Here is a 15,834-nt window from a genome sequence, read left to right on the forward strand (position 1 = left end):
CTGGCCCACGGGGTTGTGGGTCAGCCCATCGCATGCGGTTGGCCCACCCGCAACGGGATGGGTCAGCCCACCAAATGGGGAAGAGTTGGGCGGGGACTGGTGAGGATTGTTCGGGTGTGGGTGGACGGGTTTGGAGGGATCTCGTAGCGTGGCGTGACTGGGGCGCTACGGGGATGAGGTCGGACGATGGCGGGTCGGGCGTGGCAGGAGCGGGTTGCGGGTGGGGTGTTGCGGGCGGCGGTAGGGCTGCCTGGGCCGGTACGACGGTTGGTCGCGGGGCGGCCGGTATCGGTCGATGGGCAGGAGCTGGATCCGGAGCTTCAGGTGGCTTTGCGGTTGATGGGGCTGGCTCCCGAGGCCAAGGACAAGACGCTTCGGCAGCGTCGTGCTGAGCTTGATCAGCAGGCACGGATTTTCGGCGGCACTCCGCTGCCGGTCGACACGATCAAGCCGGTGTTCATTCCCGGCGCCGCAGGCAAGATCGCGGCTCGCCTGTACCGACCGGCCGGCTACAAAACGTTGCTGGTCTACTACCACGGCGGTGGCTTCGTGGTCGGCGGTCTGGACAGCACCGACAGCCTCTGCCGGTTCCTCGCGGTGCACAGCGACACGGCGGTGCTCTCGATCGACTACCGGCTCGCGCCTGAGGCCCCGTTTCCGGCGGCCGTGGACGACGCGGTCACCGCGTTCCACTACGCCGTCAGCCATGCAGCTGAGCTGGGTGTCGATCCGGCCGCCATCGGCGTCGGTGGAGACAGCGCCGGCGGGAACCTCGCGGCGGTCGTTTCGCAACTGACCACAGCACAAGGCGGTACGGCGCCGGCGTTCCAGCTGTTGTTCTATCCCTGGCTCGACCTGTCCACGAAGCACCCGTCGTACAAGCTGTTTGGCGAAGGCTTCCTGCTCACCGAGGAACAGCTCGATTGGTACACCGCCCATTACCTGCGCGACCCCAGTGAATCAACGAACCCACGTGTCTCGCCGTTGCTGGCGGCCGATCTCCAAGGGCAGCCGCCCACCTACATCGCCGTCGCTGGTTTCGATCCGCTCCGCGACGAAGGCGAGCGGTACGCCGAGAGGTTGCGCGAAGCCGGCGTACCGGTCACCTTGCGCAGACACAGCGGTCTGATCCACGCGTTCGCCAGCGGCACGGGCGTCGGCGCGGCCTGTCGCGACGCGATGCTGGAAGCTGCAGCCGCCCTCCGAACACTTAAGACTTCAGATACCGCCCAGTGATGCTGGCCGCAACACCAGCAAGTCCAGGCGGAGTAGTAGCGGCGACGATCTGACCGCCCGCGTCACCCGCGCCCGGACCTAGGTCGATGACGTGGTCTGCGTTGGCGATCAGGTCGAGGTCGTGCTCGATGACGATCACCGTCGCGCCGGAGTCGATGAGCCGGTCGAGAACGCCAAGCAGGACTCGGATGTCGGCCGGATGCAGGCCGACGCTGGGCTCATCGAAGATGAAGAGCGTGTTGGACTGCGGTTTCTCGAGATCGGCGACGAGCTTGAGGCGCTGGGCCTCGCCACCGGACAGCGCCGGGGTTGCCTCGCCGAGCATCAGATACCCGAGCCCGATCTCGTCGAGCGTACGCAGCCGCGCCTGCACCTTCCGCAAACGCGGAAACACCCGGCGGGCCTCGTCGATGGTGAGCGCGAGGGCTTGCGGGATGGTGAGACCGTCGACCGTAATGGCATCAGCAGCCGGGCTGTAGCGGCTGCCGCCACACAGCGGGCAAGGGATATCGACGTCCGGAAGGAACTGCACGTCGAGCGAAATCTGCCCGGTCCCCTCACACTGCGGACAGCGAAGCGACCCAGTGTTGTAAGAGAAATCCGCCGCGGTCAGCTCAGGCGAGGCCGCACCATAAGCGCGTCGCAGATCATCCAAAATCCCGCTGTACGTCGCCACAGTCGAGCGCACGTTGCGTCCGATCGGAGCCGCATCGACCACGACCGTCCGCTCGATCCCGCCCGCGTCCAAATCCCGCACATGCGCAGGCGAGTCACCGAGCAGCGCAGCCGCCAAACTGTCGAGCACCAGCGTCGTCTTGCCCGAACCCGAAACCCCGGTCACCGCTGTCAACCGCCGCAGCGGGAACGATGCGTCCAGCGACTTCAACGTGAAGTACGGCGAAGTCTCCAACCGAATCCGACCATGCGCAAAGGTTTCCGAAGCAGGCACCCGCGGCCGAATCACCACCGGCTCGGCCCCACTCAAGAATCCACCGATCAACGAAGCAGGCGACGCCTCCAACGCAGAAACGGTGCCAGCAGCAACAATCTCGCCACCATGCGAACCAGCGCCCGGCCCGATCTCCACGAGCCAGTCCGCATGCCGCAGCACCCGGACGTCGTGATCCACGAGCACCACAGAGTTCCCAGTCGCGACCAGTCGCCGTACGACGTCGATCAGCGCGTCGATGTTGCTCGGATGCAGACCGACCGATGGCTCATCGAGCACATACAGCAGCCCGGTCGCACTACTCCGCAACGTCCGCGCAAGCTGCACCCGCTGCAGCTCGCCAGTCGACAACGTGCGTGAAGCTCGGTCGAGCGACAGATACCCAAGCCCCAACCCCAGCAAATGCTCAGCAGTCGGCGTAAACGCAGCAGCGATCTGAGCAGCCATCGTCGCGAGCTCCGCCGGAACCACCAACGACCGCACGAAATCCGTGGTCTCCGAGAGACTCCATGACGACAAAACATCAAGCGGTACGTCGTTCAGCAGCACCGACCGCGCCCGAGCATTCAGCCGCGAACCACCGCAGGCCGGACAGGTAGCCACCCGCACAAACCGATCGAGCCGCGCGACCGTCTTCTCGCTCTGCGCATTGTCCAGCGCGTCCTGGACGACCCGATTCGCGTTCCGGTACGCCGCATTGAGCTCGAAGGCATTGCCCTTCTTGCTCGTGACGATCACCGTGCGCTTCGTCTCGGCGCCGCGGAAAATCGTCTCCCGCTCAGCCGAAGTCAGCTCACGGAAGGGAACATCGGTCCGCACGCCCATCTGTGCAACCACCTGCGGCAGCAGGCCCGCACCGAACGACCCCCACGCCGCAACCGCGCCGTCGCTGATGGACAGCGACTCGTCCGGCACCAGCGTGCGCTGGTCGATCTGCCGGCTCTCCCCAGTCCCACCGCACGTCTCGCAAGCTCCATCGCTGTTGAAGGCGAAATCCTCAGCCCCCGGTACGGCGAACCGCTCGCCATCGACCGGACAAGTCAGCTGAGCGGTGGCCGCGATCTCGATCGTCGCCGCCACCCGGTGGCCAGACGGGCAAAGGTGCGCGCCCAACCGCGAGTACATCAGCCGCAGCGAGTTCAGCAGCTCAGTCGCCGTACCGAAAGTACTGCGCACACCCGGCACAGCCGGCCGCTGGTGCAGCGCAATCGCCGCGGGCACCCCGTCCACGGCGTCGACATCAGCCCGCGCAGCCTGCGACAACCGCCGCCGCGTATACGTCGACAAGGCCTCGAGATACCGGCGGGAGCCTTCGGCGTACAGGACGCCGAGCGCGAGCGAGGATTTCCCCGACCCGGAGACGCCGGTCAATCCGACCAGCCCGCGCAGCGGGATGTCGACGTCCACGTTCTTCAGGTTGTGGACCCGAGCCCCACGAACCGCGATTTCTTCGCCCCAGTGCATCCCATCACGCTAAGGCCAGCCGCCGACAAAAACTGGCGACGGCTGGCCCAGGGGATTAGCGCAGTTTGTCGACGATGTAGTCGATCGACTGGGTGAGCTTCTCGACGTCGTCCGGGTCGACCGCCGGGAACATGGCGACGCGGAGCTGGTTGCGGCCGAGCTTGCGGTACGGCTCGGTGTCGACGACACCGTTGGCGCGCAGCGTCTTGGCGACCGCGGCGGCGTCGATGGAGTCGTCGAGGTCGATGGTGCCGATGACCAGCGACCGGGCGTCGGCGTCGGTGACGTACGGCGTCGCGTACTCCGACTTCTCGGCCCAGTTGTAGAGGCGGTTGCTGGAGTCGGTCGTCCGGGCGACGGCCCAGTCCAGACCGCCCTGGCCGTTGATCCAGTCGGTCTGCTCGGCCATCAGGAACAGCGTGGCCAGCGACGGCGTGTTGTAGGTCTGGCCCTTGCTGGAGTTGTCGACCGCGGTGGCCAGGTCCAGGAACGCCGGGATCCAGCGGCCGGAGGCGGTGATCTCCTCGACCCGGGCGAGCGCCGCGGGGGAGAGGATCGCGATCCACAGGCCGCCGTCGGCGGCGAAGCACTTCTGCGGGGCGAAGTAGTAGACGTCGGTCTCGGTGATGTCGACCGGCAGGCCGCCGGCGCCCGAGGTGGCGTCGATTGCGACCAGTGCGTCGGCGTCGGCCCCCGCGACCCGCTTGATCGGCGCCATGACGCCGGTCGAGGTCTCGTTGTGCGGCCACGCGTACAGGTCGATCCCGGCCTCGGCCACGGCGACCGGACGGGTGCCCGGGTCGGACTTGATCACGGTCGGGTCGCCCAGGTGCGGGGCGAGCTTCGAGGCCTGGGCGAACTTCGAGGAGAACTCGCCGAAGCTCAGGTGCTGGCTCTTCTCCCGGATCAGCCCGAACGTCGCAACGTCCCAGAAAGCGGTCGAGCCACCGTTGCCGAGGACTACCTGGTAGCCCTCCGGCAGCGAGAACAGGTCGGAGACACCCTGCTGCACGCGAGCCACCAGGTTCTTCACCGGGGCCTGGCGGTGCGAGGTGCCGAGCAGCTTGGCGCCCTCGGTCGCGAGCGCGGCGACGGCCTCCGGGCGGACCTTGGACGGTCCGGCGCCGAAGCGGCCGTCGACGGGCTTGAGCTCAGCAGGAAGAATGATTTCGCTGGTCACCAGCGGTTCCCTTCGTCGTCTGGCAAGTTCTGCGCCGACGACGCTGTCAGCACGAACATCCTCCCACAGTGCCACCAGCAGGCCGTCCCGTGGGTCTCAAATTCACTCGTGTTTGCGATCGATCACCTGTGTTCCGGTCAGCACAGCCACCGGACCGTCCGGAGTGTCGGTCCACTCACCGCACGCCCCGCCGCCCTCAGCGACGTCCAGCGTCAGTGGCGCCCCGTCCATCCGCAGCGCTGGGTGGTAGTAGGAGGCGACCTTCTGAGCCTCGCCCTGGATGTAGTGACCGATCAGGGCCCGTCGGAACCGGTCCGTCGTCACGTTCGGTGCACTTCCATGCACCAGTGCGCCGTGGAAGAACAGCACGTCACCAGGCTCCATAGCGACCGGTACGGCGGCATCTGGCGCCGGAAGCGGCACTGTCACATCAGTGAAGCTCACTGTGGTGTCCGCCTTCTCAGTGCACAGGAGCGGCCACCGGTGGCTCCCCGGAACGACCTGCAGGCACCCGTTCGCCTCGTCGACCCGGTCCAGCGCCATCCAAGCCGCTACACACGTCCCCGGCTCGGCCTTCAGGTAGAAGTTGTCCTGGTGCAGCGCCTGCCCACGCGACCCCGGCGGCTTGAAGTAGATCATCGTCTGCACCGCGTACGGCGACCTGTCCAGCAGCCCGGTCAGCACCTGGTCGATGCGTGGGTCGATGAGCCACTGCAGCGAGTCGTCGTCCCACCGGTGCATCTGCGCCATTCGTGGGTACCGCCGCAACGGATCGCGGCTCCCAGACCGCACACCGGCTTCGTCGTTGTCGTAGGACCCGCGCTGCCGCAGCACCATGTAGTGCTCCCGCAGCCGCTCGACCTCATCAGCCCCGAACAGCCCACGCACCAGCGTGTAGCCGTCCCGCTCGAACTCCTGCTTGTACGTTTCGCTCACCATGAATCCAGTTTGCGGTTCACAATGGAGCCAGGCCACGGAAGATTCACGCGAGGAGTTGCACTTTTGTCGCAGCCACTGACACTGACCCGGCTCTCGGCACCGACCTTCTGGCGCTGCGAGCCGAACTGGTCGTGGGTGTCGGTCGAGCTGACGGACCATCTGCTGTGGTGCGTCCTGGACGGCCGTGGCCAGCTGGAGCTCGACGGCAACCATCAAGACCTCAGCCCCGGCGTCTGCGCAGTCTTCCAGCCAGGCGACGCGCCCCTGGCAACCCACGACCCGCACCGACGACTCCTCGTGTTCGGCATGCACTTCGAGACCAGCCAGTACGGCGTCGCTCCCCAACCGCGCTGGGGCGAGGTCATGGATCGTGAGCTGCTCAAGGCGCTCGCGCGGACGAGCGATTCGTCGTACCGGCGTGGTGACGCGCTCGGGCAACGCCAGGCAGAGCTATGCCTCGAGCAACTGATCGCACTGATCTGGGACGCCGTGCAGCAACCCAGCCGCCGAGTGACCGACGCAGCGGTCGACGAGGTGGCGCGGCAGCTCCGGCAGGACCCCGGCCGGGACTGGAGTGTGGCTGAGATGGCCGACCGGGCCGCACTGTCTCGGGCACAGTTCACGAGACGGTTCGTCAAGCAGTTCGGGATGTCACCGGCGCAGTACCTGATCCAGGCCCGCATCGACCGTGCACATCAACTGCTGACCGAGAGCGGGATGACGGTCACGCAGACCGCCACCGCTCTCGGCTACACAGACGTTCCTTACTTCAGTCGTCAGTACAAACAGCGCACCGGCCGCACCCCTAGCCAGGAGCACTAGGCCCCTAAAATCAGGCCCAGGACGAGTCCCAGCCCTCGATGGAGTCCGCCGAGCGCGTCCCCGGACCGGAGTAGATCGCTGACGGGCGGATCAACCGTCCGGTGCGCTTCTGCTCCAGCACGTGCGCACTCCAGCCAGCCGTCCGCGCACACGTGAACATCGACGTGAACATAGGCGGCGGCACCTCGGCGAAGTCCAGGACGATGGCTGCCCAGAACTCGACGTTGGTCTCCAGCACCCGGTCCGGCCGCCGCTCGCGCAGCTCGGCCAGTGCGGCCTGCTCCAGCGCCTGCGCCACCTCGTACCGCGGTGCGGCCAGCTCCTGCGCCGTACGACGCAGTACGCGCGCCCGCGGGTCCTCGGCCCGGTACACGCGGTGTCCGAAGCCCATCAGCCGCTCGCCGGCGTCGAGCAGACCCTTCACGTAGGCTCGCGCGTCACCAGACCGCTCGACCCCCTCGATCATGGTCAGCACCCGCGCCGGCGCACCGCCGTGCAGGGGACCGGACATCGCGCCCACAGCACCCGAAAGCGCCGCAGCGACGTCAGCACCGGTCGATGCGATCACCCGGGCGGTGAAGGTGGAGGCGTTCATGCCGTGCTCGGCTGCGGACGTCCAGTAGGCGTCGACCGCCTTCACATGCTTGGGATCGGGCTCACCACGCCAGCGGATCATGAAGCGCTCGGTGATGGTCTGAGCCTTGTCCACCTCACGCTGCGGCACCATCGGCTGCCCAGTGCCGCGCGCAGCCTGAGCCACATACGACAGCGCCATCACTGCGGCGCGAGACAGGTCCTCACGAGCCTGTACGTCGTCGATGTCGTACAGCGGGCGCAGTCCCCAGGCGGGGGCGAGCATGGCGAGCGCGGACTGGACATCGACCCGCACGTCACCGGTGTGCACCGGCAGCGGGAACGGCTCCGCAGGCGGCAGCCCCGGGGTGAACGCTCCGTCGACCAGCAGGCCCCAGACGTTCTCGAACGGCACCCGGCCGACCAGGTCCTCGATGTCCACGCCGCGGTAGCGCAGCGCCGACCCTTCCTTGTCCGGCTCGGCGATCTGCGTGTCGAACGCGATCACACCTTCCAGCCCGTGCTGCACCTCGGTCTTCGGATCTGACATACCACTCCCTCGTCCTCATATTTGGCGCCCAGGCAGCATAAGTCTCCGAACCTACTCGCGGATAACTTTCGTGGCCGGGATCGCATCGTGGAAAACGTGGAAATACTGGTCGCCTACGCCTTTCACCGGCCCGACTCCGCGGCGCGCGCTGCGGAGGGCGCAGCCCGTGTGCAGGCCTACTACGCCGACGCCGCCAAGCTGGCAGGCCACGACGGCAGCACGAACGGCCTGCACCTGTGGGGCCCCAGCGCGCACTGGGAGCAGCGGGGGACCGTAAGGGTCGCCAGTCTGCATGCACCTGTCGACTATGAGGTGGTTGAGGCAGTACGTCGTACACCGGAGGCCTTCACCGACCTGGCGCCGCCGCTCACCATGGTTGTGCTGGACGACGACCGGCTGGAGCTGTTCACCGACTCGGCCGGCCTGGGGCAACTCTTCCAAGTGCGGTTGCCCGATGGCTGGGTGTGGAGCAACCGCCCAGTCGCGGCGTTGCTGTTTGCAGGTGTCGCGGCCACCGCCTCACCGCGGGGCTGGGCGTTCGCTGCGGCTTGCGGCTGGTTCATGGGCGACAGTACGCCGTACGAGGGTGTACTGGCCGTTCCTGGAGCAACCCACATCGTGGCTGATGGCAAACGCCAGACCACCACCCGCATCGAGCCCAGCACGCTGTGGCTGACCGACGCGATCGAGGAGCCCGCCGACTACGTGCACCCCATCAGCCCGCTGCCCGAGGCGCTGCCGGAGCCGACTGGTCTCATCGACCGGGCACTCGCTCGGCACCGGCTCAGCGAGGGCTTGCCGCGTGATCCATGGAGCCATGTTGCCTACGGCTACTACTACCCAGCCGATCTGCCAAAGGCGGACGCCCTGCCCTTGCACGCGAAACTGCAGGTCTTCGGACGACACCTGGAGACCGCACTGGTCCCGGCGACCGGTCCGTCGGAGGCGGCTCGGACGGCCGTGGCTATCCAGATCGAGCACGTTCTGCGCGACGCGGTCCGCGGGGGGATCGAAGACGCCAAGATGCTCGACTACTTCTACCTGGTCGAACGCCTTCGCCGGGGGAGCGCGCCAGACACACCGCAGCCACAGCTGACGCCTCGGCACATCCGTGCTGCTCTCTCAGGTGCTGCGCCGAAAGAGGTAGTCACCCAGCCCGTACGGCGAGTGTCTCGCCCGAAGCGGCTGGGGGATTCGGCTGAGCGTGAGCTGATCGACCAGCTGCTCCTCTCGGTCGAGGGCTTCGACGCGGCAGCTCTCAGCACCCTGTGGGCAGCCTCAGTGGCGGGAGCGAGCTCAGCCGCAGCCGAGGCCACTCTGAAGCAGGCGCTCCGCCGGGCAACGTTCGACCTCTACCTGGCGGAAGTCAACGAGCACCTGCCTGAGCTGGTCCGCCCAATGACCGCACCGCCGCCCGCGCTGCCGACCCAGCCGCCCACTGCCAAGCCCCGCCGCAGCCGCCTGGTCCGCGCTTTCGCCAGAAAGCAGGCCCAGTAACCTCAGAGCTGTGGACCTTGCAGACATGCGGCAGACCTACGGCCTCGGTGAGTTGCTCGAGGACCAGCTGGATGCGGACCCGATCATCCAGTTCGGCACCTGGCTCGCCCAGGCGACCGAGGCCGGCATCGCCGAGCCGAACGCCATGGTGCTCGCGACCGCCGACGCCGACGGCCGCCCGTCCGCTCGCACAGTCCTGCTGAAGGGACTCGACGAGCGCGGCTTCGCCTTCTACACCAACCAGCAGTCCCGCAAGGCCGACGACCTGGCCGCGAACCCGCACTGCGCCCTGGTCTTCCCATGGCACGCCATGCAACGCCAGGTGCGGGTCGAGGGCACCGCCACCAAGCTGCCCGCCGAGGAGGTGGAGGCGTACTTCGCCTCCCGCCCCCGCGGGTCCCAGCTCGGCGCTTGGGCGTCCCAGCAGAGCCAGCCCGTCGAGTCCCGGGACGAGCTGGATCTGCAGTACGCGTCGTACGAGCGCCAGTGGCCGGAGGGCACTGAGATTGCCACGCCGTACTTCTGGGGTGGCTATCGGATCGAGCCGCAGGTGATCGAGTTCTGGCAAGGCCGAGTCGGTCGCCTGCACGACCGCCTGGCCTACCGCCGTACCAACTCCTCTTGGGAACTGGTCCGGCTCCAGCCCTGAGCAGGCGCTTCAGAAGACTCCCGGATCCCGTATTTGTCCCACCACCGCACCAGCGGCGCCGGAGCCCACCAGTTCGCCCGGCCGAGCAACCGCATCGTCGCCGGAACCAGCAGCGCCCGCACGATCGTCGCGTCGAGGGCGATCGCGATCACCAGCCCGACCCCGATCATCTTCACGAACACGATCCCCGAGGTCGAGAACGCCGCGACCACGATCACCAGCAGCAAGGCCGCGCTGGTGATGATCCCGCCGGTGCGCTGCAGCCCGAGCGCGACCGCCTGCGTGTTGTCCCCGGTCCGGTCGTACTCCTCGCGGATCCGGCTGAGCAGGAACACCTCGTAGTCCATCGACAACCCGAACAGGACCGCGAACAGCAGCACCGGATTGGTCGCATCCAGGAACCCGGCCGGCGTGAAGTCGAGGAGTCCGGACAGATGCCCGTCCTGGAAGATCCACACCATCGCGCCGAACGCGGCCGACAGCGACAACACGTTCATCAGCAACGCCTTGAGCGGCAACACGAAGGAGCCGAAGGCAAGGAACAGCAGCAGGAACGTGATGACCACAACAAAAACACCCATGTACGGCGCTCGCTCCGCCAGCACGTCGAGTAGGTCGATCAGCGTGGCTGTCTCGCCACCCACCTGCGTAGTGACACCTGACGGCGGTGTCACCGCCCGAACCGCGTGAACGACATCGCGCGCCGGCAACTCCTGTGCCGTGAAGTGGGTGTGGACGACAACCTCGGCGACCCCGTTCTTCACTCCACCGATCCGCACATCCTCGACCTCGGGGATCTGCTGCAGCTTCGCCAGATAGGGCTGCAAGGCCTCGGCCGGCGTCTGGCCGAGCCGCACCGCGACGAACACATCCGAGCCACCGGCTCCCGTGAAGTCGCGCTGCAGCGTCTCGGTCACGATCCGAGAAGTCGCATCCGAAGGTAGCGCCCGATGGTCGACCCCACCGAGTTGTGCTTGCAGGAAAGGGATTCCCAGCACGAGCAGCAGCGGCACGAGCACCAGCACATAACGAACCGGTCGCCGCATCACACTCTGCGCCAACCGATACCAAGCACCATGGTGATCGGCCGCCGTTGACCGCCGCCGCAGGAACGGCACCTGCAGGTTGTTCACCCGATGTCCAAGAACGGCCAGCAGCGCAGGCAATGCGGTCAGCGCAGCAACCATCGCGACCACGACCGCCGCGACCCCGCCGTACGCCATCGACCGCAGGAACATCACCGGGAACAGCGCCAGGCTGCTGATCGCAACCCCCACCGTCACGCCGGAGAACGCAACCGTCCGCCCGGCCGTGGCCATCGTCGCGGTCAGGGCGGTCTCGACATCATTGCCCTTGGCAAGCTCCTCACGGAACCGGGTCACGATGAACAACGCATAGTCGATCGCGAGCCCCAGCCCGATCATCGTGACGATGTTGATCGAGAAGATCGACACATCGGTGACCGCGGACAGCCCCCGCAGCAGCACGAACGCGCCGAGAATCGCCAGCGCACCAACGAAAAGCGGGAGCGATGCCGCGACCAGACCACCGAAGACGACCACGAGCAGCACCAGCACGATCGGCGTCGAGATCGTCTCGGCCTTCACGATGTCGTGCTCGGTCTGCGTGTTCACCTCGTCGAAGACCGCGACCTCACCGCCGACCTTCGTGTCCAGCCCAGCTGGCCCACTCCGCACCTGATCTGCGATCCGATGGAACGTGTCCAGCCGCTCCTCCGGAGTAGCGCCGGCCAGCGTCAGTACGGCGTACGTGCTGTGCTGGTCGTTCGATACGAGTACTGGCGACTTGCTGTTCCAGTACGTCGTCGCCTGCAGCACGTCCTTCGCTGGCAACTCGGCCAAGTCCTTCTCGACAGCCGTCCGGAACCCCGGGTCGGCCACCGTCTGATCGGCGCTGCGGTAGAGCACGATGATGTCGGTGCCGGTGCGGCCGACGTTCTGCTCGATGGTCGCGACGGCACGGGCGGCCTCGGTGTCCGGGGCGTCGAAACCGCCGTTCGCGAGCGAGCCGAACACGCCGGTGCCCCAGATCACCCCGACGACGATGAAGATTCCGGTCAGGGCGAGCACCAGGCGGCGCCGCCGATAGCTGAAGTGGCCGAGCGTCTCGAACACGGAACTCTCCCGAGGGGCGTAAAGTCAGGCGGAAAGATTGAGTGAACAGCGTTCACTGTTAACAGTGTTCACTCAAGGTTGGACCGTGTCAAGGAGTGTGTTGATGAACCGGCGTGACGAGCAGCGGGCGGCGACCCTGGCCGAGATCAAGGCGGCCGCGCGCCGGCTGCTGATCAGTGGCGGCGTCGCGGCGATCGGCCTGCGCGCCGTCGCCCGCGAGGTGAATCTCACTGCCCCCGCGCTGTACCGCTACTTCCCGAGCCACGAAGCGCTCCTCACCGAGCTCGTCGCCGACCTGTACGACGAACTCACGACCGCGCTCGTGGAGCTCGGCTGTGAGGGCGAGGGCGATCTCGGCGCCCAGCTCTACTTGCTCGCCAACGGACTGCGGGACTGGGCGCTGGCGCATCCGGCCGAGTTCGCCCTGCTCTTCGGTACGACGGTCCCTAGCCCTGATGCCGATGATCACAACGACACCCCTGGTCACCAGGCCGCGATGCGATTCGGGGCGCTGTTCAAGGAACTGGTCGCCGCGATCTGGCACGAGAAGCCGTTCCCGTATCCGGCCGATGATCAGCTCGGGACTGTGCTCACAGCGCAGCTCACCGACGAGGCTGCGCACTTCCATGGCATGCCGCCCGGCGCGATCTACCTCGGGCTGACGTACTGGACACGGCTCTACGGCCTGATCTGCATGGAGGTCTTCGGCCAGCTGCACTGGGTGCTGCCCGATGCGGCCGCCTACTTCGAGGCCCAGTTGTACGAGATCGGCCTGGCGATGGGCCTGGATTGCCCTCAGCCAGAATGAAGCTGTGCTGGTTCAAAACTGTGCTGGTTCAAACTGTGCTGGTTCAAAAAACTGTGCTGGTTCAAAAAAAGAGACCCGTGGGCGCTTCCAGGCTGCTGCCGGATGGCAACAGTCCAGGGCCAGGCGGACTACCTGGCTACCCACGGGTCCGGTGGCGGCGTTGGATTGGCCGACCACTTGCCCAAAAGCTAGTGGTGGGCGGTCAGCCCGCCGCCACCTCACGAGTCCGGTAAGAAATCATTCTTTGGACCACCTCCCTTCGCGTGTACCGAAAATCTACGTCGGCCTGCGCGCCCGTTCAACTGCTTTTCGCCGAGGGATGAACGACAATCTCCGGCATGGTCTTCAGACTCGGTCTCCCCGTCATCCTGCTGCTGGTCGGAACCGGCTGGTTCGCGTGGGCGTCGTACCGCCGGGCTGCCCAAGCTGAGCGGGCCCTGGCCGAGGTGAACGCCGAACATCGCGCGTTGCTGAACGAGGTCAGGTCTCTCGAGCGGGCCGTCGCGGCTGCGGAGCAGGGTTTGCGTACGCTCAGCTCGCATCCGTCGGTGCCGCGGGATGTCGCGGTGACCGCCGACCTGACCCTCGCCGACGTCCGGCGACTGGTGGAACGCAAGGAGCTCGAGAACTGATGGCAAAGCTGGGGACCACCACGGTGCAGTCGTCCATTAAGGGGCGAGGCGGCGCGAAGGGCAAGCTGATCGGCGGCGGCATCGTCGTCGTACTGCTGCTGATCGTGATCTTCAACATCTTCAACTTCGCGAGCACCGACGCGAACCGGATCGGCCTGCACTACGGCGGCGGCGTGATCGAGGATAAGAAGTTCAAGTCGGTCATCCCGCCGGGCTCGACGAACAAGCTGATCGGCCCTGGGGACACGGTCTACGACTACCCGATCGACCAGCGCTCGTACATCATCGGCGGCGCCGGTGCGGACACCGACAGCGCCGACGAGGTCACCGTCGTCAGCAAGGACAACGTCCGGCTCGGCGTCCGGGTCCAGGTCTACTTCACGCTGAACCGGGACAAGAACGTGCTGGCGTCCTTCCACGAGCGGATCGGCCTGAAGACCAACGCCTACACCGAGCGCGGCTGGAACGACATGCTCCAGTCCTACTTCCGCCCGCAGATCGACCGGGCGCTGTCCGCCGTCGCGACCAACTACGCCTGGGCCGAGCTGTACAACAACGAGGCGAAGAAGGCCGAGTTCCAGACCGCCGCGTCCAAGGAGTTCACCCGGCTGCTGCCGGCCGCGGTCGGTGGCGACTACTTCTGTGGCCCGTCGTACAACGGCGGCAACAACTGTGGCGAGCTGTCGTTCACGGTGCAGAAGCCGACCCCGCTCGACAAGGGCATCATCGACGGCCTCGAGGCCAAGCAGCGCGCCGAGCTGGCCAAGGCCACCCAGGAGCAGACCAACCAGCGCGTGAACGTCGAGCTGCAGTCGGTGCAGAAGCAGGTCGCGATGCTGGGCGCGCAGGGCTACCTGCTGAAGACCGCGATCGAATCGGGCAAGATCCAATTCATGGTCATCCCGCAGGGCACCAACGTCAGCATCCCGCCGGGTGCGGCGACGCTGCCGCCTGCAGGCCGTTGATCGTATGAGTGTGCTGCCGTCGCATCTTGAGCTTGTGCAGGGCGTTGTCCTGCCCAAGCCGGTCGGCGCGCACCCGGTTCTCGACTTCGTCAACACTCGCTCCGACTGGACCACGCGTGGCCCAGCCCGGACCGAGTGGCTGACGTCGTACGAGGCCTTCCTGATCTGGAACTCGTCCGTCGGTCTGCTGTCGCCGGCGGCGGTCTTCCGCCTGATCGAGCAGGCCGGCGGCCGCCCGACCGAGGCGGCCCGCCGGCTGACCGCAACGCTGGACTTCCGCATCGACCTGTACGACGTCCTGACCAGCCGCGCGGATGAGACCGACGGACCGTTCGAGGCGGTCGCCCGGGTGATCGAGCGGGCGTCGGGCCGTCGTCAGTTCGTTCGCGCCGAAGACGAGGCGGCGACCTGGGAGTTGCCGGAGGACTTGGCCCGGCCGCTCGACCAGTTGGCCCTGCTCGCGGCTGAGCTACTGACCGGCCCGGAGCGATCCCACGTGCGGACCTGCCCCGGCTGCGGCTGGCTCTTCCTGGATGCCCGCGGCCGCCGCCGCTGGTGCTCGATGGCGACCTGTGGCAACCGCGCGAAGGTCCGGGCCCACGCGGCCCGCACCCGCTAGTTGAACAAGGCTGGATCCACGAGAATCCATGTCGCCCGCGCACGCGCCAGAACCCGACCGTCAGAGTCGTAGAGCGTGCTGGCGGTCAGCGTCTTACGACCGTCCATCTCCAGCAGTTGGCCGAGAACCACGCAGTCCTCACCGGCCCGCGGCTGCGCGTCGATACAAGCGGTGATCTGGCCTAGCACCGACGGACGCCCCTCCAGGTCGATCGACCACCCACTCGGACAGTCCAGCGCCGACCACAAGAACACGTCGTCCACCAGGTCGGCCGCGGGCGTCCACGTGCACGCCGTCCGCCCATCACCCAGCGGCCCCGGCTTCAGCTGCAACCCGGTCGCGTTCTCCGGCCCACACACGAAGCACCCCGGAAACGGATGCTTCCCAAGCCCCCGGTACGCCGCCTCCGCCTTCCGCGCCTCCTCGAACGACACCGGCTCGACCACCGCATCCGTCAGCGACTCCGCCGAAACCGGTACGGCGCCGGCCACCAACTGCTCGCCCGCCAGCAACTGCGCTCCCGCGCTGCTCACCACGAGCTCGAGGTCGACCTCCATCGGCGGCGGCACTCGCAACGTCACCTGCGGTACCAGCCCATCCGCCAGCACCCCGGCGAGCGCCGTACCGACCAATCCCGCGACGTACCCGCCGTTCCCCGACCGAGCCGGCCCCTGGAACCGCCGTTCAATCCACACCGAAGTCATGAGCATCGACCCTAGCCGCACCCCGTCTTGAGCCCGCATCAGCCAAAATTCGCCCCCTCCGACGACTGACCCGTGCTCAAGGCCCACCGGACGCCCCAACACGACCGACCCC

At 67.0% G+C, this 15,834-nt stretch carries 14 protein-coding genes; 8 read left to right on the forward strand and 6 right to left on the reverse strand.

The window, feature by feature from the left end; genetic code table 11:
* The first annotated feature begins 186 nt into the window (after positions 1-186).
* On the forward strand, positions 187-1,236 hold the full coding sequence (locus E1263_RS37530) for an alpha/beta hydrolase (RefSeq protein ID WP_132176345.1): 1,050 nt from the start codon (positions 187-189) through the stop codon (positions 1,234-1,236).
* Here E1263_RS37530 and E1263_RS37535 read toward each other — a convergent pair.
* The 3 genes from E1263_RS37535 to E1263_RS37545 form a co-directional block, all read right to left on the reverse strand.
* Positions 1,211-3,649, reverse strand: a complete 2,439-nt coding sequence (locus E1263_RS37535) for an excinuclease ABC subunit UvrA (protein ID WP_132176347.1) — start codon at positions 3,647-3,649, stop codon at positions 1,211-1,213. The genes E1263_RS37530 and E1263_RS37535 overlap by 26 nt on opposite strands.
* Positions 3,650-3,704: 55 nt before the next feature.
* Positions 3,705-4,829 (reverse strand): phosphoserine transaminase, encoded by a 1,125-nt coding sequence (gene serC, locus E1263_RS37540; protein ID WP_132176349.1) that lies wholly within the window; start codon positions 4,827-4,829, stop codon positions 3,705-3,707.
* A 102-nt stretch (positions 4,830-4,931) separates the two neighbouring features.
* Positions 4,932-5,768, reverse strand: coding sequence for a phytanoyl-CoA dioxygenase family protein (locus E1263_RS37545; protein WP_238161913.1), 837 nt, complete (start codon positions 5,766-5,768; stop codon positions 4,932-4,934).
* A 63-nt stretch (positions 5,769-5,831) separates the two neighbouring features.
* Here E1263_RS37545 and E1263_RS37550 point away from each other — a divergent pair, with 63 nt between their 5' ends.
* Positions 5,832-6,590: an AraC family transcriptional regulator gene (locus E1263_RS37550; protein WP_238161914.1), complete on the forward strand. Its 759-nt coding sequence runs from the start codon at positions 5,832-5,834 to the stop codon at positions 6,588-6,590.
* A gap of 10 nt (positions 6,591-6,600) precedes the next feature.
* Here the strand turns inward: E1263_RS37550 and E1263_RS37555 are convergent, their stop codons facing one another.
* Positions 6,601-7,713: a citrate synthase 2 gene (locus tag E1263_RS37555; protein ID WP_132176353.1), complete on the reverse strand. Its 1,113-nt coding sequence runs from the start codon at positions 7,711-7,713 to the stop codon at positions 6,601-6,603.
* Positions 7,714-7,809: 96 nt separating this feature from the next.
* On the opposite strand from E1263_RS37555, the gene E1263_RS37560 reads away from it, so the two are divergent.
* Complete coding sequence (locus tag E1263_RS37560) at positions 7,810-9,210, forward strand: hypothetical protein (protein ID WP_132176355.1); 1,401 nt, start codon at positions 7,810-7,812, stop codon at positions 9,208-9,210.
* Between the two features lie 10 nt (positions 9,211-9,220).
* Complete coding sequence (gene pdxH, locus E1263_RS37565) at positions 9,221-9,859, forward strand: pyridoxamine 5'-phosphate oxidase (protein WP_238161915.1); 639 nt, start codon at positions 9,221-9,223, stop codon at positions 9,857-9,859.
* Here the strand turns inward: pdxH and E1263_RS37570 are convergent.
* Complete coding sequence (locus E1263_RS37570) at positions 9,811-11,994, reverse strand: MMPL family transporter (RefSeq protein ID WP_132176357.1); 2,184 nt, start codon at positions 11,992-11,994, stop codon at positions 9,811-9,813. The two genes, pdxH and E1263_RS37570, sit on opposite strands and share 49 nt — an antisense overlap.
* 103 nt (positions 11,995-12,097) lie before the next feature.
* Between E1263_RS37570 and E1263_RS37575 the strand changes: the two genes are divergently transcribed.
* The 4 genes from E1263_RS37575 (at position 12,098) to E1263_RS37590 (ending at position 15,018) form a co-directional block, all read left to right on the forward strand.
* Positions 12,098-12,802 (forward strand): TetR/AcrR family transcriptional regulator, encoded by a 705-nt coding sequence (locus E1263_RS37575; protein WP_132176359.1) that lies wholly within the window; start codon positions 12,098-12,100, stop codon positions 12,800-12,802.
* A 338-nt stretch (positions 12,803-13,140) separates the two neighbouring features.
* The gene (locus E1263_RS37580; RefSeq protein ID WP_238161916.1) at positions 13,141-13,434 is read left to right on the forward strand and encodes a hypothetical protein; all 294 of its coding nucleotides are present in this window, start codon (positions 13,141-13,143) and stop codon (positions 13,432-13,434) included.
* Complete coding sequence (locus tag E1263_RS37585) at positions 13,434-14,399, forward strand: SPFH domain-containing protein (protein ID WP_132176363.1); 966 nt, start codon at positions 13,434-13,436, stop codon at positions 14,397-14,399. The genes E1263_RS37580 and E1263_RS37585 overlap by 1 nt, the downstream gene beginning before the upstream one ends.
* A 4-nt stretch (positions 14,400-14,403) precedes the next feature.
* On the forward strand, positions 14,404-15,018 hold the full coding sequence (locus tag E1263_RS37590) for a CGNR zinc finger domain-containing protein (protein WP_132176365.1): 615 nt from the start codon (positions 14,404-14,406) through the stop codon (positions 15,016-15,018).
* Here the strand turns inward: E1263_RS37590 and E1263_RS37595 are convergent.
* Entirely contained in the window at positions 15,015-15,722 is a 708-nt protein-coding gene (locus E1263_RS37595) for a hotdog family protein (protein ID WP_132176367.1), read from the reverse strand. The genes E1263_RS37590 and E1263_RS37595 overlap by 4 nt on opposite strands.
* Between the last annotated feature and the right edge of the window lie 112 nt (positions 15,723-15,834).

It is taken from the genome of Kribbella antibiotica (assembly GCF_004349055.1).
Taxonomy (GTDB): Bacteria; Actinomycetota; Actinomycetes; order Propionibacteriales; family Kribbellaceae; genus Kribbella; species Kribbella antibiotica.

Coding starts and splice junctions, on each gene's coding strand:
- E1263_RS37555 (WP_132176353.1), bottom strand. CDS start 7,713: ATGTCAGATCCGAAGACCGAGGTGCAGCACGGGCTGGAAGGTGTGATC.
- E1263_RS37595 (WP_132176367.1), bottom strand. CDS start 15,722: ATGACTTCGGTGTGGATTGAACGGCGGTTCCAGGGGCCGGCTCGGTCG.
- E1263_RS37535 (WP_132176347.1), bottom strand. CDS start 3,649: ATGCACTGGGGCGAAGAAATCGCGGTTCGTGGGGCTCGGGTCCACAAC.
- E1263_RS37530 (WP_132176345.1), top strand. CDS start 187: ATGGCGGGTCGGGCGTGGCAGGAGCGGGTTGCGGGTGGGGTGTTGCGG.
- E1263_RS37590 (WP_132176365.1), top strand. CDS start 14,404: ATGAGTGTGCTGCCGTCGCATCTTGAGCTTGTGCAGGGCGTTGTCCTG.
- E1263_RS37575 (WP_132176359.1), top strand. CDS start 12,098: ATGAACCGGCGTGACGAGCAGCGGGCGGCGACCCTGGCCGAGATCAAG.
- E1263_RS37585 (WP_132176363.1), top strand. CDS start 13,434: ATGGCAAAGCTGGGGACCACCACGGTGCAGTCGTCCATTAAGGGGCGA.
- E1263_RS37580 (WP_238161916.1), top strand. CDS start 13,141: ATGGTCTTCAGACTCGGTCTCCCCGTCATCCTGCTGCTGGTCGGAACC.
- E1263_RS37545 (WP_238161913.1), bottom strand. CDS start 5,768: ATGGTGAGCGAAACGTACAAGCAGGAGTTCGAGCGGGACGGCTACACG.